We start from the raw sequence: 20,016 nt of genomic DNA, 5'->3' as shown, positions 1-20,016 counted from the left end.
TGTATACAGCATGGAGAACAGCAGCGGGCACGGTTCCCCGGTGCGGCTGGCGGTCGAGCCGCTGCGGGAGTTCGGCACCCGCGTCCTCGCCGGCCTCGGGGTGCCGGTGGAGGACGCCGCCCTGGTGGCCGACAGCCTCGTGCAGGCCGACCTGTGGGGGCACTCGTCGCACGGTCTCCTGCGGCTGCCCTGGTACGCCGCCCGGCTGCGCTCGGGGGCCGTGCGCGCGGGGACGGAGCCGGTGGTGCTGTCCGACACCGGTCCGCTGGTGCTGCTCGACGGCCGGGACGGGATCGGGCAGGTGCTCGCCGAGCACGCGCGCCGGCTGGCCGTCGAGCGGGCCCGGACGCACGGGGTCGGCGTCGTGGGCGTGCGCGACTCCAACCACTTCGGCACGGCCATGTACTTCACCCGCCGGGCGGCGCAGGAGGGGTTCGTCGCGGTCCTCACCACCAACGCCAGCCCGGCCATGGCCCCGTGGGGCGGCCGGGAGAAGCGGCTGGGCACCAATCCGTGGTCGATCGCGGCCCCCGGGCCCGACGGCCGGGTCGTCGCCGTCGACATCGCGAACACCGCGGTGGCGCGGGGCAAGATCCACCTGGCGCACAGCCGCGGCGAGCCGATCCCGGAGGCCTGGGCGCTCACCGCGGACGGCGCCCCGACGACGGACCCGGCGGAGGGGGTGCTCGGCGTGGTCCTGCCGATGGCCGGCCACAAGGGCTACGCCATCTCGTTCCTGGTGGACGTGCTCTCCGGCGCGCTGACCGGCAGCGCCGTCGGCACCGGCGTCCACGGCCCCTACGAGCCCGACGAGCGGAGCCGGTGCGGGCACCTGGTGCTCGTGCTCGACCCCGAGGCCTTCGGCGACCGCGCCGGCTACGAGGCGCGGGTGCGACAGCTGGCCGAGGAGGTCAGGTCGGTGCCGCTCGCGGAGGGTTTCGAGCAGGTCTTCCTCCCCGGCGAGGTCGAGGACCGCGCCGAGGCGGCGAACCTGGCGGCCGGCGGCGTCGTCCTGGCCGGGCAGGCGCTGGCCGAGCTCCGGGCGCTCGGCACGTCGGCCGGGGTCCCCTTCCCCGGGGAGGCCCGGTGACCGCCGCCGGCGCGGAGGGCGCCACGGCCCCTCCCGAGGCCGGACGGGGCGAGGTCAGCAAGGTCGACCTCGTCCACCGCCGGCTCAAGGAGGAGATCGAGCTCGGGGAGCTGGCGCCGGGCGCGCCGCTGTCGGAGCTGTCGCTGGTCGAGCGCACCGGCGCCTCGCGCACGCCGGTCCGCGAGGCGCTGCGCCGGCTGGCCGCCGAGGGCCTCGTCGACCTCGTCCCGCGGCAGGGCGCCCGGGTGTCGCGGGTCTCGCTGCAGAGCGTCCGCGACCTGTTCGACTTCCGCTCGCTGCTCGAGCCGGCCGCGATGCGCCAGGCGACGGAGGCCGCGACGGCCGATCCGCAGGTGCGCCGGGCGTTCGCCGCGATGCGCTCGGAGTTCACCCGCGTCGCCCGCCGCGCTCCCTCGCAGGCCCGGTCCCGGGCGTTCTACGAGCTGGCCGACCGCTTCGACTGGGCGGTCATCGGCGCCACGCGCAACGAGCACCTGCGGCGCACCATCGCCGAGCTGCGGCCGCACACCGCCCGGCTGCGCAACCTGTCCCACGTCGACCCCCGGCGCGTGGAGGTCTCCGCCGCCGAGCACCTGCGCATGTGCGACGCGCTGCTCGCCGGCGACGCCGACGGCGCGGCTGCCGCCATCGCCGAACACCTGGCGCAGAGCCTGCGGACGATCTTCCGCAACCTCGCCGCCGGTCCCGGCGACCGCGTCGACCTCCTCGGCTGAGGCCCCTGCAGGGTCCCGCCGCGCGCCTGAGAGGAAGGGCCTCAGTGCGGCGCCTTCACTGCCAGCACCGGGCACTCGGCGTCGAGCAGGATGCGCTGGGCGGAGCTGCCGGTGATCAGCTTCCCGGTGGGCGTCCGGCGGCGCAGCCCGATGACCAGCACGCTGGCCGAGAGCCGCTCGGCGGTGTCCACGAGCTCCTCGGCCGCCTCCCGGCCGCGCACCTGCTGCTCGACCTCGTAGCGCACGCCCGTGGCGTCGAGCCGCTCGCGGACCGCGCGCAGGGCCTCCTCGCCGGCGAAGCGGCGGTCGACGAGCGAGTCGCCGCGCGAGGTGTTCACCACGTGCAGCGGCTCGTCGCGGCGCCGGGCCTCGGCGACGGCGGCGGTGAGGGCGGCCTCGCCCTCCGGGGTGGGCACGTAGCCGACGAGGACGGTCATGCCCGCAGCCTGCGACAGCCGGTGGCCCGGGTCACGCTTGCGGTCCTAGCGGCCACAGCGTTCCTTTCGTCCACGACCGGCAGGTACGGCCCGGCGGGGTTCACGGCGCCGGGGAGGGGCCCGCCGGGGTGGCTCCCCGCGCCGACCGGGCGGTGAAGCGCCGCTCCGGCCGCCCCGCCGTCCCGTAGCGCTGCCGGACGTCGGCCTCCTGCTGGGCCACCAGCTGCTCGAGGTAGCGGCGGGCGCTGACCCGCGCCAGGCCGGTCCGCTCGCTCGCCTCGCTGGCCGACAACCCGTCGCGGCCGGCCTCGGCCAGCGCCCCGCGGACCAGCTCGAGCGTCTCCGGGCTGATGCCCTTGGGGGTCGTCACCGGCCGGGCAGCGGCGGCCACGCGCCGGCCGAACAGCCGGTCGACGTCGTCCTGGGCCAGCTGCGGCTCCCGGGCGAGGTCGGCGCGCAGGGCGGCGTAGTCGGCCAGCCAGCGCTCCAGCGTGCGCCGGTCGAAGGGCTTGACCAGGTAGTGCAGGACGCCGCCGTGCAGCGCGCTGCGGATGCTCTCGACGTCGCGGGCCGCGCTGATGACCACGACGTCGACCGGTGAGCCGCCGGCCCGCAGCCGCTGCAGGGCCTCCAGGCCGGTCATGTCGGGCAGGTAGACGTCGAGCAGGACGAGGTCGGGCCGCAGCCGCTCCACGTCGGCCAGCGCCGCCGCGCCGGTGGACGCGGTGCCCACCACCTCGTAGCCGTCGGCCGCCGCGACGAAGCCGGCGTGCACCCGGGCGACCATGAAGTCGTCGTCGACGATGAGGACCCGGATCACGCGCCCACCAGCTCGGGGTCGGCGGGCAGCCGGGCGGTGAAGACCGAGCCGCCGTCTGAGGAGGCCACCACCTCGCCCCCGCGACGGGTGCAGACCAGGTGCACCAGCGACAGCCCGATGCCGCGCTCGCCGGCGCCGGCGGGGTCCTTGGTGGTCACGCCCTTGCGGAAGACCTCGCGCTCCTGCCCCGGCGGCACCCCGGCGCCCGAGTCGCGGACGACGACGTCGACCTCGCCGTCGACCAGCCCCAGCGACACCTCGACCCACCGCTCGGAGGAGGCCGCGGCGGCGTCGAGCGCGTTGTCGACCAGGTTGCCCACCACCGTGGCCACGTCGGTGGAGAGCTCGTCGCCGAGCGGCGGCAGGGCCGAGTCGGGCGCGAAGCGCAGGTCCACCCCGAGCTCGGCGGCCTGGCTGGCCTTGGCGATGAGCAGCGCGGCGATGGCGGGGTCCTGCACCGCGGCGGTCACCTCGGCGCCCAGCCGGGAGCGGCCGGCGCTCACCCGGTGCACGAACCGGACGGCCTCCTCGCTCTGGCCCAGCTCGATCAGCCCGGCGATGGTGTGCAGCCGGTTGCTGAACTCGTGCGCCTGGGCGCGCAGGGTGTCGGTGACGTGCCGGGTCAGCTGGAGCTCGCGGCGCAGCTCCAGCAGCTCGGTGCGGTCGCGCAGCGTCGTGACCGACCCGAGCGTGCGGCCCCGGCTGCTGATCGGCAGCCGGTTCACGACGACGACCCGGCCCGCGGTGGCCACTGCCCGGTCGCGCTCCTCGTTCCCGCGCAGCAGCGCGTCGCGCAGCTCCTCGCCCACCCCCAGCGCGGCGAGGTCGCGGCCCACCGCGTCGCCGGGGATGCCGAGCAGCCGGATGGCCTCGTCGTTGACCAGCGTGACCCGGCCGGACAGGTCCAGGCCGACGATCCCCTCGCGGATGCCGTGCAGCATCGCCCGCTGGTGCTCCACCAGCCCGGTGATCTCGGCGGGCTCCAGGCCGAGGGTCTGGCGCTTGACCCGCCGGGCCACCAGCAGCGAGCCGACGATGCCCAGCACGCTGGCCACGCCGAGGTAGGTGAGCAGGTTCGGCGCGGCCGCGGCCAGGCCGTCGAGGACGCCGGGGTAGGAGCGCTCGACGGCGACGAACCCGAGCTGCTCCCGGCCGGTGAGGACCGGGACCATCGCCACGGCGTAGCGCCCGTCGCCGCGGTCGCGCTCCCCCACCCACGCCCGGCCCTCGAGCACGGTGCTGTCCCCCAGCGGGAACGCCGTCCCCAGCTCGGCGGGGCGGGCGGTGGCCAGGACCGTGCCGTCGGCGTCGGCCACCACGACCGACGCCGACCCGGAGACGGTGCGGGCGCTCTCGGCGGCGATGCGGACGTAGCGGAGCAGGTCCTCGTCCAGCGCCGAGCGCAGCGACACGGCGTTGGCCAGCGTCTCGGCCACCGACAGCGCCCGGCGCCCCTCGACCTCCTCGGCCCGCTGGGTGGTCTGGGCGACCGAGACGGCGGCGACGCCCACCAGCACCAGCAGGATGATCACGACCTGCAGCGCCAGCAGCTGGCCGGCCAGCGACAGTCGCCGGAGCACGAGCGCCTCCCAGGGCCCGGGGATGGGCCCTCACAGCGGTCTTCAGGTGGCTTGGTGGGTGGAGTAGCCGGCATGGGCGAACCAGCCAGCGGCGTCGGTGGCGGTGACCGCGGCCAGCGCCACGGCGATGGCCGCGTCCAGGGCCGCGCGGGTGCGCGCGCCGGCGGCTTTCACCAGGGCCTTGATCTTGCTGAAAGCCTCCTCCACCGGAGAGAAGTCCGGCGAGTAGGCCGGCAGGAACACCAGCCGGCATCCCGCGGCCTCGACCAGCGCGCGCATCCGCTCAGGCTTGTGCGCGCCGACGTTGTCGACCACCACCACCTGCCCGGGCCGCAGCGCCGGCAGCAGCACCTGCTGCAGATAGGCGGCGAACACCGCCGCGGTCGTGCCGCCCTCCACCGTCATCGCCGGGCTCATGCCCGACAGCGCCAGCCCGGTGATCAACGTGGTCACCGGCCCGCGGTTGCGCGGCACCGCCCCGACCGCCCGGGTGCCCCGCGGAGCGCGGGCCCGGCGGCGGGTCATCGAAATGTGCGTGCCGCACTCATCGACGAACACCAGCCGGGCCGCGTCGGTGGTAGCCACCTCGCGATGCCACCGGGCGCGCGCGGTCTCGTCGCGCTCGGTGGCGCTCAGGCTTTTGACTTCAGCGGCCGGCCCGGCCGCCGCCGCCGTCCGCGCGGCGTCAGCGCCTGATCGGGATCGTCGGCCGGCAGGGCGGCGATCGCCCGCGACATCGTCGCCGCCGACACCACCACGCCCCGCTGGCTGGCGAAGGCGCTGACATGCTCGGCCAGGGTGGCATCGGCCGCCGCGCCCAGCCTATCCGGCAGCCAGGCCTGCAGCTGCTGCCTCTTCTCCGGCACCGGCCCGTGCCGCTGCGCGGTCGGGGCCAGACTGCCGATGTTCCGCCGCCGGGCCAGGTATCGGCCCACGGTGTTCACCGACACCCGGAAGGTCACTGCCGCCTGCTCCTGGGTCATCCCGCCATCGACTGCGGCAACGACCCGCTCACGCAGATCCATCGAGTACGCCCGCATGCCTCAGGCCTACTCCACCAAGCAACCAGCACACCGCTGTCAGTGCACCACGCCACCGCACCCGTGTGACCGTGAACACAACGACCGCAAGGCGCATTGCGTCCGCAACGGTGACACCCCCCGCAGCGGTTGCCAGCCTTCCTCCCGACGCGGCAGACCAGCCGCCCCACACCTGGAGGAGATCCATGCGCACTGCCCACACGCGCACTGCCCACCTGCGGCGACTCGCCGTCGGCACCGTGGCCGCCGGCCTCGTGCTCACCGGCTGCGGCACGACGGCGGAGGGCGGCTCGGCCTCCGGCGGCGGCGACAGCGGCGACGAGGCGATCACCGGCCTGCGGGTCATGGTCCCCAACTCGCCCGGCAGCGGCTACGACACCACCGCCCGCGCGTGGGCGCAGATCCTCGACGACGAGGGGCTGGCCTCGGGCACCGAGGTGTTCAACGTGGAGGGCGCCGGAGGCACCGTCGGCCTGCAGCGCCTGGTCAACGAGGAGGGCAACGCCGACATGCTCATGCAGATGGGCCTCGGCGTCGTCGGCGCCCAGTTCAGCAACCAGTCCGAGGCGACCCTCGACCAGACCACCCCGATCGCCCGCCTCATCGAGGAGGCCGAGGCGATCGTCGTCCCGGCCGACTCGCCCTACCAGGACCTGGACTCGCTGGTCGAGGCGTGGAAGGCCGACCCGGGCAACACCCCGGTCGGCGGCGCGTCCAACCCCGGCGGGCCCGACCACCTGACGCCGATGCTGCTGGCGCAGGAGGTCGAGGTCGACCCGGCCGCGGTCAACTACGTGCCCTACGACGGCGGTGGCGAGCTGCTGGCCGGCATCCTCGGCGGGGACGTCGCGTTCGCCGCGACCGGCGTGGGCGAGGTGGCCGAGTCCGCCGCGGGCGGCGACGTCCGCATCCTCGCGGTCACCAGCGACGAGCCCGTCGAGGGCGTCGACGCGCCGACCCTCTCCGAGGCCGGCGTCGACCTGACCTTCACCAACTGGCGGGGCATCGTGGCCGCCCCCGGCATCTCCGACGAGGACACCCAGCGCTTCGTCGACGCCATCACCGAGATGCACGGCAGCGACGCCTGGCAGCAGGCCCTCGAGGACAACGGCTGGACCGACGCCTTCATCACCGGCGACGACTTCTCCTCCTTCCTCGACGAGGAGAGCCAGCGGGTCGAGTCCGTCCTGGGTCAGCTGGGGCTGGCGTGACCTCCGCCCAGCGGAGCCCGGAGCAGGCACGGGAGCAGGGCCGCTCCGAGTACGGGGTGGCCCTGTTCCTGGGGGCGCTCGGCGTCCTGGTCGTCGTCCAGGCGCTGCTGCTGCCCGAGAGCCGGATCTCCCGGGGGCCGGTCGGCCCGGGGGTCGTGCCGCTGGTCGTCGGCGGGCTGCTGGTCGTCGTCGCCGCGTTCCTCGCCGTCGACGTCGCCCGCGGCGGCCGCGGCGAGCCCGAGGGCGGCGAGGACGTCGAGCTCGGCGGGGGCAGCGACTGGCGGACGATCATCCTGCTCGCCGCGGCCTTCGCCGCCAACGCCCTGCTCATCGAGTCGCTCGGCTGGGTCTTCTCCGGCGCCATCCTCTTCTGGGGCTCGGCGTTCGCCCTCGGCAGCCGGCACTACGTGCGCGACGCGCTCATCGCCTTCGCGCTGTCGATCGGCTCCTTCTACCTGTTCGCCCTGGGGCTGGGCACCGTGCTGCCCCCCGGGGTCCTGAGGGGGATCCTCTAGATGGACGCGTTCAGCTCCCTGGTCGACGGCTTCGGCACCGCGCTGACGCCGACGAACCTGGCCTTCGCGCTGCTCGGCGTGCTGCTGGGCACCGCCATCGGCGTCCTGCCCGGCATCGGCCCGGCCATGGCGGTGGCCCTCCTGCTGCCGCTGACCCGCGGCCTCGACGTCACCAGCGCCCTGATCATGTTCGCCGGCATCTACTACGGCGGCATGTACGGCGGGTCGACCACGTCGATCCTGCTCAACACCCCGGGCGAGAGCGCCTCGGTGGTCACCGCCGTCGAGGGCAACAAGATGGCGCGGGCCGGGCGCGCCGCGCAGGCGCTGGCCACCGCGGCGATCGGGTCGTTCGTCGCCGGCACCATCGCCACGCTGCTGCTGGCGCTGCTGGCCCCCACGGTCGCCGACCTCGCGATCGAGGTCTCCCCCGCCGACATGTTCGCCGTGATGGTGCTGGCCTTCATCGCCGTCACCTCGGTGCTGGGCAGCTCGCGGGTCCGCGGCCTGGCCTCCCTGGGCCTGGGCCTCGCGATCGGCCTGATCGGCATCGACTTCACCTCCGGGCAGCAGCGGCTCACCTTCGGCATCCCGGAGCTCGCCGACGGCATCAGCGTCGTCGTCGTCGCGATCGGCCTGTTCGCCGTCGGCGAGGCGCTGTGGACCGCGGCCCACCTGCGGCGGCGGCCGGTCGAGGTCATCCCCGTGGGCAACCCGCGGATGAGCCGGTCGGACTGGTCCCGGTCGTGGAAGCCGTGGCTGCGGGGGACGGCGATCGGGTTCCCCTTCGGCGCGATCCCGGCCGGCGGCGCGGAGATCCCGACGTTCCTCTCCTACGTCGCCGAGAAGCGGCTGTCCAAGCACCCCGAGGAGTTCGGCCGGGGCGCGATCGAGGGCGTCGCCGGGCCGGAGGCGACCAACAACGCCTCGGCCGCCGGCGGCCTGGTGCCGCTGCTCACCCTCGGCATCCCCACGACGGCCACCGCGGCGGTGATGCTCGCGGCGATCCAGAGCTACGGCATCGAGCCCGGGCCGCAGCTGTTCGACAACGAGCCCCAGCTGGTGTGGGGCCTGATCGCCAGCCTGTTCATCGGCAACGCGGCGCTGCTGGTGCTCAACCTGCCGTTGGCCCCGATCTGGGCCCGGCTGCTGCGGATCCCGCGCTCCTACCTCTACGCGGGCATCCTGTTCTTCGCCAGCCTCGGCGCCTACGCATCGGACGCCTCCACGTTCGACCTGTTCCTGCTGCTGGCCATCGGGGCGCTGGGCTTCGTGATGCGGCGCTACGGCCTGCCGCTGCTGCCGGCGATCATCGGCGTCATCCTCGGCCCCTACGCCGAGCAGGAGCTGCGCCAGGCGCTGCAGATCAGCAACGGCGACCTCGGCGGGCTGGTCGACCCGATGTCCGTCGTCGTCTTCGCGATCGTCGCGCTGGTCCTGCTGTTCCCGCTGGTCCGGCGGCTGCTGCCGCGCAGGGCACACCTGCCGGTGCTCGACGAGGCGGTGCACGAGATCGAGGAGGCGCACGCCCACCACGGCGCGACGACGGCGGTCGCCGTCGAGCGGCACGCGCCGAAGGCCCCCGACCGGCCGCACGGCGGCGAGGGAACCTGACACCACGGGCCCACGGAGGGGAGGGACGCGCGAGCTCCCTCCCCTCCGTGCTGTCCGGGGTCGGGCCGCCTGCACTGCCGGCGCGCGCGCCGTCGGGCACCGGCGGCTCACCCCCGGCGACCGCCACACCGGACCGCGCACCGGCTCCTCCCCCGGCGGCTGCGGCGGGCCGACACTGCTCGCGCCGTCCACGGGGGAGCCGTCCCCGGCGGGGAGCGCGGTCCCGCCGCGCCCCCGCCGACGGGCCGACGGTCGGCGCCCTCTCCACCTGACCGGTCGACGAGGAGGCAGAGATGACCGGCAGCACCCACCCCCACGTCCAGCTGCTCCGTGACGCCTACGACGCCTTCGCCAAGGGGGACTTCGCCGCGCTGGACGCGGCGTTCGCCGAGGACGTCCGCTGGCACGAGCCCGGGCACAACCAGCTCTCGGGCACCCACGAGGGCCGGCCGGCCGTCTACGACCTGTTCCGGCGGGTCTTCGAGATCACCGGGGGCAGCTTCCGGGCCGATCCGCAGGCGGTCTTCGCCGACGACACCCACGGCATGGTGCTGGTGCACCTCTCCGGAGCGCGCGACGGCCGGACCCACGAGGTGCTCAGCGCCCAGATCGTGCGCTTCGCCGGCGGCCGGGTCGCCGAGGCGTGGAACGCCCACACAGATCCCGACACGATGGACCGGCTGCTCGCCTGACGCTCACCCGGCGGGCAGCACCGGTCCCTCGTCCTTGAGCGCGACGCCGGAGGCGCCCAGCTCGCGGGCCGCGCCGAGCAGCGCGGCGACGGTGTCGGCGGCCTGCGCGTAGGACAGGCCGTGCGGCGGGCGGACGTTGGAGACGCAGTTGCGCTCGGAGTCCACCCGCCCCGGCCGCGGGTCCCAGGTGAGGTAGACGCCGAGCGAGTCGGCCGACGACAGCCCCGGCCGCTCACCGATGAGCACCACCACCGCGCGGGCGCCGAGCGCCGCGCCGACCGCGTCGCCCAGCGCCACCCGCGCCTGGTGCGCCACCACCACGGGCGCGACCGACCAGCCGGGCAGCCGCTCCAGCAGCGCCGTCACCAGTCCGGCGGCGTGCTCGTGCACCGCGCGCGGCGACAGCCCGTCGGCGACCACCACCGCCAGGTCGGCGTCGGCCCGCGGCAGCGACGTGCCCTCCGCCAGCCGCCGGCCGAGGTCGGGGCGCTGCAGGTAGGTCGCCCGGTCCGGCGCCGCCGAGTGCACCTCGAGGAACTCCCCGAGCGCGGGCCGCAGCCGGTCGGCCTCCAGCGGCTGGTGCACCGCGTCGCGCGCGGCGGCGTGCGCGGCGCGGAACTCCAACTCCCGGGCGGTGGGCAGCGCGTCGCCGGCGCGGCCCAGCGCCACCCGCGCCCGGGTGGCCGACCGCAGCACCGACCACGGGTCGTCGCCGGGCGGCAGCGGCCGGTCCAGCGCCTCGGTCACGAGTCCTCCCCGCTGGCGCTCGTCAGCCTCGTGCCCGGCGGTGCTGTGTCCCTGCACGACCTCACGAGCTCGGTCATGCCGACGCCGCCGCGAGCAGGGCCCGCGCCGCGGGCGCGTCGGCGGTCAGCTCCCGCACCCGGCCGGCGTCGTCGAGCAGGTCCATGCGCGCCAGCCACGCCTCGAACTCCGGCGCCGGCCGCAGCCCGAGCACCGAGCGGGTGGTGAGCACGTCGGAGAAGGCCAGCGACTGGTAGTGCAGCATCACGTCGTCCATCCCGGGCACGGCGATGAGGAAGGTGACCCCCGCCGCGCCGAGCAGCAGCATGAGGGCGTCCATGTCGTCCTCGTCGACCTCGGCGTGGTTGGTGTAGCAGACGTCCACGCCCATCGGCAGGCCGAGCAGCTTGCCGCAGAAGTGGTCCTCCAGCCCGGAGCGCAGCACCTGCTTGCCGTCGTAGAGGTACTCCGGGCCGATGAACCCGACGACGGTGTTCACCAGCAGCGGCGCGAAGTGCCGGGCGACGCCGTAGGCCCGCGCCTCCAGCGTCTGCTGGTCGACCGGCCGCCCGCCGATCCCGTGGTGCGCGTCGGCCGACAGCGCCGAGCCCTGCCCGGTCTCGAAGTAGGTGACGTTGTCCCCGACCGTGCCGCGGCCCAGCGCCAGCGCCCCCGCGCGGGCCTCGGCCAGCAGGTCGAGGGTGACGCCGAAGCCGCGGTTGGCCTCCTGGGTGCCGGCGACCGACTGGAACACCAGGTCGACCGGCGCGCCCTGCTCGAGCGCCCGCAGCGTGGTGGTCACGTGCGCGAGCACGCACGACTGGGTGGGGATCCCGTAGCGGCCGATGACCTCGTCGACCAGCTGCAGCAGCGCCACCGTGCGGGCCGGGGAGTCGGTGGCCGGGTTGATGCCGATGACGGCGTCCCCGGAGCCCTGCAGCAGCCCGTCGACGATGGACGCCGTCACCCCCAGCGGGTCGTCGGTCGGGTGGTTGGGCTGCAGCCGCGAGGCCAGCCGGCCGGGCAGGCCCAGGGTGCTGCGCAGCCCGGTCACCACCCGGGTGCGCCGGCCGACGGCGACCAGGTCGGCGTTGCGCATGAGCTTCGACGTCGCCGCGACCATCTCCGGGGTCAGCCCCGGCGCCAGCGCGCTGATCGACGCCTCGTCCCCCGCCGCGGCCCAGGCCAGCAGCCGGTCGCGGAACTCCCCCACCGTCAGCGACGCGACCGGCGCGAACGCCGCGGCGTCGTGGGTGTCGAGGACCAGCCGGGTCACGTCGTCCTCGTCGTAGCCGACCACCTGCTCGTCGAGGAAGGTGGCCAGCGGCAGGTCGGCGAGCACCGTCTGGGCGGCGACCCGCTCGGCGGCCGACTCCGCCGCGCACCCGGCCAGCACGTCACCGGAGCGGGCCGGGGTCGCCTTGGCCATCAGCTCCACCAGCGTCGGGAACTCGTGGGTGTGCCCGCCCACGGTGGCCCGCCGCGCGGTCATCGGACGTCGTCCTCGGCGTCGGCCAGCAGCTCGAACTCCTCCTCGGGCGCCGAGGCCACGAGGTGGTGGCGGCTGTAGAGGGCGAAGTAGGCGAGGAACGCGGCGTAGGCGACGAGGGTCCACAGCGCCGCGGTGACGTCGACGAGGAAGGTGGCCAGGACGGCCGCGGCGGCGAGCACCAGCGCCACCCCGGTGGTCGCCGTCCCGCCCGGCGTCCGGTACGGGCGGGGCAGGTCCGGCTCGCGTCGGCGCAGCGCGATGTGGCTGACCATCATCAGCACGTAGGACACCGTCGCGCCGAACACGGCCATGTTCAGCAGCATCGCGCCCTGGCCGGTCAGCGAGAGCACGAAGCCGATGGCCCCGGGCACCAGCAGGGCCAGCATCGGCGCCTTGCGCGCGTTGGTCACCGACAGCGCCCGCGGCAGGTAGCCGGCGCGGGAGAGCGCGAAGGTCTGCCGGGAGTAGGCGTAGATGATCGAGAAGAAGCTGGCCACCAGCCCGAACAGGCCGGCGTAGTTGACCACCCGGGTCAGGGCGTCGGGCGCGCCGCCGGCGGCCAGCGCGTCGACCGGCGGGTTGCCCGAGTCGGCGATGGTCGACGCGCCACCGGCACCCGGGGTGAACACCAGCATGAGGACGGCGAGGACGACCAGCACGCCCATCGCCGCGACGATCCCCCGCGGCATCGACCGGGCCGGGTCGCGGGCCTCCTCGGCGGCCAGCGGCACGCTCTCCACCGCCAGGAAGAACCAGATGGCGAACGGGAACGCCGCCCAGATGCCGAGCACGCCGTAGGGCAGGAACGACGACGCGCCGGCCGCGCCGGTGGGCGCGATGTCGAGCAGGTTGCCGGCGTCGAACCGCGGGACGGCGCCGACGAGGAAGACCACGAGCCCGGCGAGCGCGACGACGGTGACGGCGAACATCGCCTTGAGCGCCTCGCCGACGCCCATCAGGTGGATGCCGATGAACAGCGCGTAGACCACGAGGTAGACCCACCAGCCGTCGGTGATGCCGAACAGCCCGAGGGACTCGACGTAGGCGCCGATGAACGTGGCGATCGCGGCCGGCGCGATCGCGTACTCGATGAGCACGGCGACCCCGGTGGCGTACCCGCCCCACGGGCCCAGGGCGCGGCGGGCGAAGGTGTAGCCACCGCCGGCGGTCGGCAGCGCCGAGCCGAGCTCGGCCAGCCCGAACACCATCGCGGTGTACATGACCGCCATGAGGACGACGGCGATCAGCAGCCCTCCGAACCCGCCCTGGGCCAGGCCGAAGTTCCACCCGGCGTAGTCACCGGAGATGACCGCCGAGACGCCGAGGCCGGCCAGCAGCAGCCAGCCCGCCGTCCCGGTGCGCAGCCGGCGCCGCTCGAGGTAGCCGGCGTCGACCCGCTCGGCATCCACCCCGGCGTGCGCGCCGGGCCGCGTCGAGCGGGGACGGGCGGTGGGATCGACGGTCACGGGCGCCTCCGCTGGTGGGCCCGCCGGAGGCGGGAGGGCCAGCCTCGACCCGCGCCGCACACCGGGTCAACGGCCGGCACCGGCCGCAACGCGCCGTTCACCGCCCCGTCTCCGGGGATGCCGTGGTCCCCGGGGATGCCGTGGTCTCAGGGGATGCCGCGCCAGCGCCCCGTCGTCGCGTTGCCCTCCGGCCGCGACTCGAACACGTTGCCCGGCGTCGGCTCGGTCCGGTCGTCGTCGGCGAGGGCGAACACCCGCAGCAGCGGCCCGACGAGGGCGTCGTAGACCGCGGGGAACAGCCGGAAGCCGAGGATGACGACCGGGTTGGCGAAGCCGGACTGGATCAGCCGCCGCGGCCGGTCCAGCCGGGCGACCACCGAGCGGGCCACGCGCTCGGGCGAGTAGATCGGGATGGGCGGGCGGCCCTTGAGCCCGATGTAGCTGCCCGCCTGCGAGTAGATCGGTGTGTTGACCCCGCCCGGGGCGACGGCCGAGACGGAGATGCCGGGGACGTCGCGGATCTCCTGCTGCAGCGTCCGGATGAGGCCGAGCTGGCCCCACTTGGCGGCGTTGTAGCTGCCCATGAACGGCGTGGTCACCGACGCCAGCAGTGAGCTGACCACGACGAGGTGGCCGGCCTCCTGGCGGCGGAACACCGGCAGCACGGTGCGCACGAGGTTGGCCGTGCCGTGCAGGGCGGTGTCGACCACCCGCTCGAAGACCTGCTTGGGCACGTCCTCGATCCGCCCGTAGGCGATGACCTGCGCGGAGTGCACGACGACGTCGAGGGAGCCGAACCGGCGGACGGCGCCGTCGACGGCGGTGCGCAGCGCGTCCTCGTCGAGGACGTCGGCCGGGCAGACGACGACGTCGGCGGCACCCTTGGCGCGCGCCTCGGCCGCGGCCTCCTCCAGCGCTGGCCGGCCGCGGGCCAGCAGCACCAGGTGGGCGCCCCGCTGGGCGAACAGGGCGGCGGTGGCGCGGCCGATGCCGCTGGAGGCCCCGGTGATCAGCACGGTCTGCGGCATGCGGCGTTCGTCTCCTCGACTCGGGTGCCGAGGACGCGGAGCGGCCGCCGCCCCGGCTCGGCGGACTCCCCCGGCTACCCCGACTCGTTGCCCGCCATGCGATCGAGCACGTCGAGCAGCCGGCCCGGGCCGATCACCCCGGTCCCCTCCGGCAGGCGCGCGCGCAGGCCGCGGTCGGCGGTGACCACGAGCACCCGCCGGCCGGCTCCGGTGAGCGCGGCGGCGGTGGCGGCCAGGGCGTCGTCCCCGCTGCCGGGCGCGCGCACCAGCCGGACGCCGTCCGGGGCCGGGACGTCGCGCGCGGCTCCCTCGACCACGGCGACCACCTCCTCGACGGCCCCCTCCCCGACGGCCCCCTCGGGCAGCTCCCGGCCGGGCAGCGCGGCCAGCCGCCGCAGCAGCCGCGCGGTGGCGCCGGCGCGGTCGCGCCACCACCCGTCGGGGCGCGAGCCGACGACGTTGGCGGCGTCGACGAGCAGGACCGTCATCCCACCTCCCGCGTGTCACCCGGTCGGGCGCGGCTGTTCACGATCGTCGCAACCGGGTACCCGACCTGCGAGAACGCACCGGGACGACCGGTGCCAGGCCCGGCGGGGAGCCGCTCCCGCCGCCGACGAGGAGGTCCGATGGCGACCGACGACCGCATCCACCCCGACCGCACCGCGACGGTCACGCCCGAGGGCGCGCACGTCACCCGGGGCGCGGCCCGCGACGCCGTCGCGGCGCAGCGGGCACGGTTCGGCGGCATTAAGTGGGGCGCCGCGTTCTTCGGCTGGCTGTCGGCCAACGGGCTGGCGGTCATCCTCATCGCGCTGCTGGCCGCCACCGGCGTGGGGCTCAGCCTGGCCGAGGTCGACGGCGTCGAGGACGTCCCGGCCGACCCGGCGAGCACCCTCGGCATCGCCGGCGGCATCGCGCTGCTGGTCATCCTGTTCCTCGCCTACCTGGCCGGCGGGTACGTCGCCGGCCGGATGTCCCGCTTCGACGGCGTCCGGCAGGGCCTGGCCGTGTGGCTGATCGGCCTGCTGGTCCTGGTGGTGCTCGCCATCGTGAGCGCCGTGCTCGGCACGCGGTACGACGTGCTGCAGCAGCTGAACCTGCCGCGCATCCCGATCGACGAGGGCACGGCGACGACGGCCGGCATCGTCACGCTGGCAGCGGTCCTGGTCGTGACGCTGCTGGGCGCCGTCCTCGGCGGCACGCTGGGCACCCGCTTCCACCGCAAGGTCGACCGCGCCGGCTTCTGACAGCGGTTCTCATGTGGCTTGTCGGAGGGGGTAGCCGGCGTGGGCGAACCAGCCGGCGGCGTCGGTGGCGGTGACCGCGGCCAGCGCGACGGCGATGGCGGCGTCCAGCGCCGCCCGGGTGCGGGCGGCGGCCGCCCGGATGAGGGTCTTGAGTTCGCTGAACGCTTCCTCGACCGGGGACAGGTCCGGTGAGTAGGCGGGTAGGAACACCAGCCGGCAGCCGGCGGCCTCGACCAGCGCGCGGATCCGGTCGGGCTTGTGCGCGCCGACGTTGTCCACCACCACGACCTGCCCTGGGTGCAGCGCGGGCAGCAGGAAGTGCTGCAGGTAGGTGGCGAACACCGCGGTGTCGGTGCCGCCTTCCACGGTCATCGCCGGGGCCATGCCGGTCAGGCTCAGCCCGGCGACCAGGGTGGTCACCGGACCGCGGTTGCGCGGCACCGCGCCCCGGGCCCGCTGGCCGCGGGGTGCGCGGGCCCTGCGGCGGGTCATCGAAGTGTGGGTGCCGCACTCATCGACGAACACCAGCTTGGCCGGGTCGGTGGCGGCCAGCTCGGTGCGCCACTGGGCGCGCGCGGTCTCGTCGCGCTCGGTGGCGCTCAGGCTTTTGACTTCAACGGCCGGCCCGGCCGCCGCGCCCGCCCCCGCGCAGTCACTGCCTGGCCGGGGTCGTCGGCGGGCAGCGCGCCGATCGTGCGGGACATCGTCGCCAGCGACACCGTCACCCCGGTGCTCTGGGTGAACGCGGCGGCGTGCTCGGCCAAGGTGGCGTCCGCAGCCTGTTGCAGCCTGTTGCAGCCGGGCCGGCAGCCAGGCCTGCAGCCGGGTCCTTTTCGCCGGCGCCGGTCCGTGCCGCTGCTGGGTCGGCGCCAGGCTGCCGGTGGCCCGTCGGCGTTGCAGATACCGCTCCACGGTCCGCACCGACATCCTGAACACCGTCGCAGCCTGTTCCGACGTCATGCCGCCATCGACGGCGGCCACCACGCGCTCACGCAGATCCGTCGAGTACGCCCGCATGCCGGGTGGACTACTCCGTTACCCGCGCACCGTCAAACAACCAGCACACCGCTGTGAGGAGGGGCCCACTGTCAGTTCCCGGTCCTACGCTGCGCGGCATGTGCCGCAACATCCGCCCGCTGTCGAACTTCGAGCCGCCGGCGACCGACGAGGAGGTCACGGCCGCGGCGCTGCAGTACGTGCGCAAGATCAGCGGCTCGACCGCGCCGTCGCGGGTCAACAGCGAGGCCTTCGACCGCGCCGTCGCCGAGGTGGCGGCGGCCTCGGCCCGGCTGCTCGACGCGCTGGTCACGACGGCGCCGCCCAAGGACCGCGAGGTGGAGGCGGCCAAGGCCCGCGCGCGGGCCGCTGTCCGCTACGGGAGCTGAGCCCCCGTCCGGTGGTGCACGATCCGACCACCGACGGCGGGCATGGCCGGGGGTTGAGCGGGTAGGTGCCGGGCTCACCTGACCCGATCACTCTGGGAGAACACCCATGGCCCGCAACACCGTGTCCCGCGCGCTGCACGACCTCGGCCTGTCGGCCTGGTTCGGGGGGACCCTCGCCAACGCCGTCGCCCTCAACGCCGCCGCGGGCGAGGCCGGCAAGGACACCGGCAAGGTGGCCAACGTCGGCTGGAACCGCTGGACCCCGGTCAACGCCGTCGCGATCGGCGCGCACCTGGTCGGCAGCGTCGGCCAGCTGATCGGCAACCGCGGCCGCGTCGCGCAGCAGGAGGGCGTGGCCGGCATGTCCGCCCTCAAGACCCTCGTCACCGCCGCCGCCCTGGGCGCCACCGCCTACAGCCGCTCGCTGGGCATCATCGTCAACGGCCCGGGCAGCGGCGCGGGCAACCCGTCGTCGCGGTCGGGCACCAAGCCGACCAAGCGCACCAAGGCCGAGATCGCCGCCGCGCAGGAGCAGCTGGACACGCTGCAGTGGGTCATCCCGGCCCTCACCGGCACGCTCGTGGCGATCAGCTCCTACGCCGGCGAGCAGCAGCGCGCCAGCGAGGTCGTCAAGGGCGTCGCCCGCCGCTGACGGCCGGCCCGGCCGCGCACCCGCACCACCAGTCCGAGGGGGACCCGTGACCCGGAGCCCGGCGACGCGCAGCGTCTCCGTCACCGGCAACACCGTGGCCGACGAGCGGTCGCACGACCGCCACGACGGCGGGAGGGGCGCCACCCGGTGCCCCGACTGCACCGACGGCCTCGGCGGGCCACGGCCGGTGGCGCCCGGGTCCTGGCGGGACCGGGTCCGGCAAAACCCGCCGCTGGCGCTGGCCTACCGGATCGCCGTGTTCGTCGTCGGGCTGCTGTTCGTGCTGCTCGGGGTGGCGCTGACCGTGCTGCCCGGACCGCTCACCATCCCGCCGATCCTGGTCGGCCTGTGGGTGTGGTCGACCGAGTTCGAGTGGGCCCGGCGGTTCTTCGCCACCTTCAAGCGCAAGGCCGTCGACACCTGGCGGCACGCGAAGCAGCACCCGGTGAGCTCCGCGGCCGTCACGATCGGAGGCCTCGCGGCCGCCGCCCTCGTGTTCTGGGCAGTCGGCCACTGGCACCTCGTCGACCAGAGCAAACGCCTGGTCGGCCTCGGCTGACCGCTGCCCTCCCACCGGCCGCCGCCCGCACCGCGGGCGGCGGCCGGTCCACGTTCAGGCTCCGGTGAGGACGACGGGGCCCTCGTCGGTGACCGCGACCGTGTGCTCCACGTGCGCGGCGCGGCGGCCGTCGGCGGTGACCACCGCCCACCCGTCCTTCTTGTGCCGGTAGCGCTCGCCGCCGGCCAGCAGCATCGGCTCGATCGCCAGCGTGCTGCCGGCGTGCAGCCGCACCCGGTCCAGGCCCGCGGCCGGGCGGTTGGGGACGAACGGCGGCTCGTGCATGGACCGGCCGATGCCGTGCCCGCCGTGGTCGGGCAGGTGGGCGTAGCCGTGGGCGCGGGCGACGGCGTCGATCGCCCGGGCGACGTCGAGCAGGGTCGCTCCGGGCACCGCCGCGGCGATCCCGGCGGCCAGCGCCTCTTCGGTGGCGGCGACCAGCCGGGCGTCCTCGGCCGCCCCGCTGGCGCCCACCTGCACGGTCACCGCCGCGTCGCCGTGCCAGCCGTCGACGATGGCGCCGCAGTCGACGCTGAGCAGGTCGCCGTCCTTGAGCCGCTGCCCGCTGGGCCGGCCGTGCACGACCACCTCGTTGGGTGACAGGCACAGCGCGCCGTTGTAGGCCGTCGGCGCCCAGGCCGGCTTGTAGCCGAGGAACGACGACGTCGCGCCGGCCTCGCGGATGGTCGTCTGCGCCAGGTCGTCGAGGTCGCGCAACCGGACGCCGGGCACCGCGGCGGCGCGGACCGCGGCCAGCGTCCGGGCCACCACGCGGCCGGCGGCGCGCATGGCGTCCAGTTCGTCGGCGGTGCGGCGCGGCAGCACGGTCAGGTCCACGCCCTCGACGGTACGGCGGGCCGCACGTCCGCACGCGTGCCCACGGGCGGAGGACAGCGGCCACCGCCAGGTGGCACAGGGGTTGCGGCGGGGCGCACTGCGGGTGGACGGTCGGGCCCGCGAGGCCCCGGGAGCGACGGCGGACACGAGGGGAGCCGAGACATGGCCACCACGGGATCGGGACAACGGGCACGCCGCGGCGCGCGGCCGGGCCCGGGACCGGCGACGCGGACCGGCGCGGCCGGGGACGGGACCCGCGCCGGCGGGGACGGCTCCGACGGCCGCGACGAGAGCCGTGCCGAGCGGATCGACCGGGAGCTCATGGAGCTGCTCAACGAGCTGCGGATCGCGCTGCCGGGCGTGCAGTTCCTCTTCGCCTTCCTGCTCGTCGTGCCGTTCCAGCAGGCCACGTCCCGCGCGACGGACTTCCAGCGCGACGTCTACTTCGTGACGCTGATCGCGGCCGTGGTGGCCACCGGCCTGCTCATCGCGCCGGCCGCGCAGCACCGGGCGCTGTTCCGCCAGCACGACAAGGAGGACCTGCTGCGGCGGAGCAACCGCAACGCCTTCCTCGGGCTGGTCGTGCTCGCCCTCGCCATCGTCTCGGCGGTGGTGCTGGTCGTCGACTTCCTGTTCGCCCTGCCGCAGGCCCTGGTCACCGGTGGGCTGGTCGCGGTGCTGCTGGGCTGGTTGTGGGTCGGCAGCCCCGCGGTGCAGCGCGCCCGCGACCGCCGCGGCGGCGCCTGAGCGGCTCGCCCGGGTCGCTCGGCCTCCCTGCACGATGATCGCCGCGCGACGATCATGGCGCTGTGACGCCGGCACGCCGGCGGTCCGCGGCGTGGCACGACCGCGGCGCCATGATCGCGGCGGAGG

Annotated in this window: 23 protein-coding genes and 2 pseudogenes; 11 read left to right on the top strand and 14 right to left on the bottom strand. The window is 75.4% G+C overall.

What is annotated here, in order from left to right; all coding sequences use genetic code 11:
- The first annotated feature begins 10 nt into the window (after window positions 1-10).
- Together ACU616_RS17965 and ACU616_RS17960 are read left to right on the top strand one after the other, a co-directional pair.
- The gene (locus ACU616_RS17965) at window positions 11-1,090 is read left to right on the top strand and encodes an Ldh family oxidoreductase (RefSeq protein ID WP_446759789.1); all 1,080 of its coding nucleotides are present in this window, start codon (window positions 11-13) and stop codon (window positions 1,088-1,090) included.
- Window positions 1,087-1,824 carry a GntR family transcriptional regulator gene (locus tag ACU616_RS17960; protein WP_446759788.1) on the top strand — a complete coding sequence of 246 codons (738 nt, stop codon included), beginning with the start codon at window positions 1,087-1,089 and terminating at the stop codon, window positions 1,822-1,824. The genes ACU616_RS17965 and ACU616_RS17960 overlap by 4 nt, the downstream gene beginning before the upstream one ends.
- A gap of 41 nt (window positions 1,825-1,865) precedes the next feature.
- Here ACU616_RS17960 and ACU616_RS17955 read toward each other — a convergent pair whose 3' ends face one another.
- The 5 genes from ACU616_RS17955 to ACU616_RS17935 form a co-directional block, all read right to left on the bottom strand.
- Window positions 1,866-2,261 (bottom strand): universal stress protein, encoded by a 396-nt coding sequence (locus tag ACU616_RS17955; RefSeq protein WP_446759787.1) that lies wholly within the window; start codon window positions 2,259-2,261, stop codon window positions 1,866-1,868.
- A 100-nt stretch (window positions 2,262-2,361) separates the two neighbouring features.
- Complete coding sequence (locus ACU616_RS17950) at window positions 2,362-3,081, bottom strand: response regulator (RefSeq protein WP_446759786.1); 720 nt, start codon at window positions 3,079-3,081, stop codon at window positions 2,362-2,364.
- Window positions 3,078-4,661, bottom strand: coding sequence for an ATP-binding protein (locus ACU616_RS17945; protein WP_446759785.1), 1,584 nt, complete (start codon window positions 4,659-4,661; stop codon window positions 3,078-3,080). Before ACU616_RS17945 ends, ACU616_RS17950 begins: the two co-directional genes overlap by 4 nt.
- Before the next feature lie 42 nt (window positions 4,662-4,703).
- On the bottom strand, window positions 4,704-5,297 hold the full coding sequence (locus tag ACU616_RS17940) for an IS630 family transposase (protein ID WP_446761457.1): 594 nt from the start codon (window positions 5,295-5,297) through the stop codon (window positions 4,704-4,706).
- Window positions 5,294-5,686: a hypothetical protein gene (locus ACU616_RS17935; RefSeq protein WP_446761466.1), complete on the bottom strand. Its 393-nt coding sequence runs from the start codon at window positions 5,684-5,686 to the stop codon at window positions 5,294-5,296. Before ACU616_RS17935 ends, ACU616_RS17940 begins: the two co-directional genes overlap by 4 nt.
- Window positions 5,687-5,886: 200 nt before the next feature.
- Here ACU616_RS17935 and ACU616_RS17930 point away from each other — a divergent pair, with 200 nt between their 5' ends.
- From ACU616_RS17930 to ACU616_RS17915, 4 genes are all read left to right on the top strand, one after another.
- Window positions 5,887-6,912, top strand: coding sequence for a Bug family tripartite tricarboxylate transporter substrate binding protein (locus ACU616_RS17930; protein ID WP_446759784.1), 1,026 nt, complete (start codon window positions 5,887-5,889; stop codon window positions 6,910-6,912).
- Window positions 6,909-7,427 (top strand): tripartite tricarboxylate transporter TctB family protein, encoded by a 519-nt coding sequence (locus tag ACU616_RS17925; protein ID WP_446759783.1) that lies wholly within the window; start codon window positions 6,909-6,911, stop codon window positions 7,425-7,427. Before ACU616_RS17930 ends, ACU616_RS17925 begins: the two co-directional genes overlap by 4 nt.
- On the top strand, window positions 7,428-9,041 hold the full coding sequence (locus ACU616_RS17920; RefSeq protein ID WP_446759782.1) for a tripartite tricarboxylate transporter permease: 1,614 nt from the start codon (window positions 7,428-7,430) through the stop codon (window positions 9,039-9,041).
- 293 nt (window positions 9,042-9,334) lie between these two features.
- Entirely contained in the window at window positions 9,335-9,733 is a 399-nt protein-coding gene (locus ACU616_RS17915) for a nuclear transport factor 2 family protein (RefSeq protein ID WP_446759781.1), read from the top strand.
- A 3-nt stretch (window positions 9,734-9,736) separates the two neighbouring features.
- Here the strand turns inward: ACU616_RS17915 and eutC are convergent, their stop codons facing one another.
- The 5 genes from eutC to ACU616_RS17890 all read right to left on the bottom strand — a co-directional run bounded on the left by eutC (window position 9,737) and on the right by ACU616_RS17890 (window position 14,951).
- On the bottom strand, window positions 9,737-10,480 hold the full coding sequence (eutC, locus tag ACU616_RS17910) for an ethanolamine ammonia-lyase subunit EutC (RefSeq protein WP_446759780.1): 744 nt from the start codon (window positions 10,478-10,480) through the stop codon (window positions 9,737-9,739).
- Window positions 10,481-10,553: 73 nt separating this feature from the next.
- Window positions 10,554-11,969 carry an ethanolamine ammonia-lyase subunit EutB gene (locus ACU616_RS17905; RefSeq protein WP_446759779.1) on the bottom strand — a complete coding sequence of 472 codons (1,416 nt, stop codon included), beginning with the start codon at window positions 11,967-11,969 and terminating at the stop codon, window positions 10,554-10,556.
- Complete coding sequence (eat, locus tag ACU616_RS17900) at window positions 11,966-13,435, bottom strand: ethanolamine permease (protein WP_446759778.1); 1,470 nt, start codon at window positions 13,433-13,435, stop codon at window positions 11,966-11,968. The genes ACU616_RS17905 and eat overlap by 4 nt, the downstream gene beginning before the upstream one ends.
- A gap of 146 nt (window positions 13,436-13,581) precedes the next feature.
- Entirely contained in the window at window positions 13,582-14,463 is an 882-nt protein-coding gene (locus ACU616_RS17895) for an SDR family NAD(P)-dependent oxidoreductase (RefSeq protein ID WP_446759777.1), read from the bottom strand.
- 74 nt (window positions 14,464-14,537) lie between these two features.
- Window positions 14,538-14,951: a hypothetical protein gene (locus ACU616_RS17890; protein ID WP_446759776.1), complete on the bottom strand. Its 414-nt coding sequence runs from the start codon at window positions 14,949-14,951 to the stop codon at window positions 14,538-14,540.
- Window positions 14,952-15,089: 138 nt separating this feature from the next.
- Here ACU616_RS17890 and ACU616_RS17885 point away from each other — a divergent pair, with 138 nt between their 5' ends.
- Entirely contained in the window at window positions 15,090-15,710 is a 621-nt protein-coding gene (locus ACU616_RS17885) for a hypothetical protein (protein WP_446759775.1), read from the top strand.
- A 9-nt stretch (window positions 15,711-15,719) separates the two neighbouring features.
- Here the strand turns inward: ACU616_RS17885 and ACU616_RS17880 are convergent.
- The 3 genes and pseudogenes from ACU616_RS17880 to ACU616_RS17870 all read right to left on the bottom strand — a co-directional run.
- Window positions 15,720-16,295 (bottom strand): annotated as a pseudogene (locus ACU616_RS17880) (IS630 family transposase); the annotation flags it as partial.
- A 14-nt stretch (window positions 16,296-16,309) separates the two neighbouring features.
- Complete coding sequence (locus ACU616_RS17875) at window positions 16,310-16,474, bottom strand: hypothetical protein (protein WP_446761541.1); 165 nt, start codon at window positions 16,472-16,474, stop codon at window positions 16,310-16,312.
- Between the two features lie 121 nt (window positions 16,475-16,595).
- Window positions 16,596-16,727, bottom strand: a pseudogene (locus tag ACU616_RS17870) (IS630 transposase-related protein); the annotation flags it as partial.
- A 98-nt stretch (window positions 16,728-16,825) separates the two neighbouring features.
- Here ACU616_RS17870 and ACU616_RS17865 point away from each other — a divergent pair.
- The 3 genes from ACU616_RS17865 (at window position 16,826) to ACU616_RS17855 (ending at window position 18,306) form a co-directional block, all read left to right on the top strand.
- Window positions 16,826-17,095 carry a DUF2277 domain-containing protein gene (locus ACU616_RS17865; RefSeq protein ID WP_446759774.1) on the top strand — a complete coding sequence of 90 codons (270 nt, stop codon included), beginning with the start codon at window positions 16,826-16,828 and terminating at the stop codon, window positions 17,093-17,095.
- Between the two features lie 106 nt (window positions 17,096-17,201).
- Window positions 17,202-17,747: a hypothetical protein gene (locus ACU616_RS17860; protein WP_446759773.1), complete on the top strand. Its 546-nt coding sequence runs from the start codon at window positions 17,202-17,204 to the stop codon at window positions 17,745-17,747.
- Window positions 17,748-17,793: 46 nt separating this feature from the next.
- On the top strand, window positions 17,794-18,306 hold the full coding sequence (locus ACU616_RS17855; protein WP_446759772.1) for a PGPGW domain-containing protein: 513 nt from the start codon (window positions 17,794-17,796) through the stop codon (window positions 18,304-18,306).
- Between the two features lie 54 nt (window positions 18,307-18,360).
- Here ACU616_RS17855 and map read toward each other — a convergent pair whose 3' ends face one another.
- Window positions 18,361-19,143, bottom strand: coding sequence for a type I methionyl aminopeptidase (map, locus tag ACU616_RS17850; RefSeq protein WP_446759771.1), 783 nt, complete (start codon window positions 19,141-19,143; stop codon window positions 18,361-18,363).
- Between the two features lie 162 nt (window positions 19,144-19,305).
- Between map and ACU616_RS17845 the strand changes: the two genes are divergently transcribed.
- Window positions 19,306-19,890: a DUF6328 family protein gene (locus ACU616_RS17845; protein WP_446759770.1), complete on the top strand. Its 585-nt coding sequence runs from the start codon at window positions 19,306-19,308 to the stop codon at window positions 19,888-19,890.
- The last annotated feature ends 126 nt before the right edge of the window (window positions 19,891-20,016 follow it).

Source organism: Geodermatophilus sp. URMC 62, from assembly GCF_052931475.1.
The sequence above is the reverse complement of the archived record's forward strand: the minus strand, read 5'-3'. Positions and strand labels throughout refer to the sequence as shown.

Excerpts from the sequence above, each read along its gene's own strand:
- ACU616_RS17915 (WP_446759781.1), top strand. The coding sequence starts at position 9,335 with ATGACCGGCAGCACCCACCCCCACGTCCAGCTGCTCCGTGACGCCTAC.
- ACU616_RS17865 (WP_446759774.1), top strand. The coding sequence starts at position 16,826 with ATGTGCCGCAACATCCGCCCGCTGTCGAACTTCGAGCCGCCGGCGACC.
- ACU616_RS17965 (WP_446759789.1), top strand. The coding sequence starts at position 11 with ATGGAGAACAGCAGCGGGCACGGTTCCCCGGTGCGGCTGGCGGTCGAG.
- ACU616_RS17955 (WP_446759787.1), bottom strand. The coding sequence starts at position 2,261 with ATGACCGTCCTCGTCGGCTACGTGCCCACCCCGGAGGGCGAGGCCGCC.
- ACU616_RS17845 (WP_446759770.1), top strand. The coding sequence starts at position 19,306 with ATGGCCACCACGGGATCGGGACAACGGGCACGCCGCGGCGCGCGGCCG.
- ACU616_RS17930 (WP_446759784.1), top strand. The coding sequence starts at position 5,887 with ATGCGCACTGCCCACACGCGCACTGCCCACCTGCGGCGACTCGCCGTC.
- ACU616_RS17860 (WP_446759773.1), top strand. The coding sequence starts at position 17,202 with ATGGCCCGCAACACCGTGTCCCGCGCGCTGCACGACCTCGGCCTGTCG.
- ACU616_RS17890 (WP_446759776.1), bottom strand. The coding sequence starts at position 14,951 with ATGACGGTCCTGCTCGTCGACGCCGCCAACGTCGTCGGCTCGCGCCCC.
- ACU616_RS17895 (WP_446759777.1), bottom strand. The coding sequence starts at position 14,463 with ATGCCGCAGACCGTGCTGATCACCGGGGCCTCCAGCGGCATCGGCCGC.
- ACU616_RS17935 (WP_446761466.1), bottom strand. The coding sequence starts at position 5,686 with ATGGATCTGCGTGAGCGGGTCGTTGCCGCAGTCGATGGCGGGATGACC.
- ACU616_RS17905 (WP_446759779.1), bottom strand. The coding sequence starts at position 11,969 with ATGACCGCGCGGCGGGCCACCGTGGGCGGGCACACCCACGAGTTCCCG.
- ACU616_RS17885 (WP_446759775.1), top strand. The coding sequence starts at position 15,090 with ATGGCGACCGACGACCGCATCCACCCCGACCGCACCGCGACGGTCACG.
- ACU616_RS17920 (WP_446759782.1), top strand. The coding sequence starts at position 7,428 with ATGGACGCGTTCAGCTCCCTGGTCGACGGCTTCGGCACCGCGCTGACG.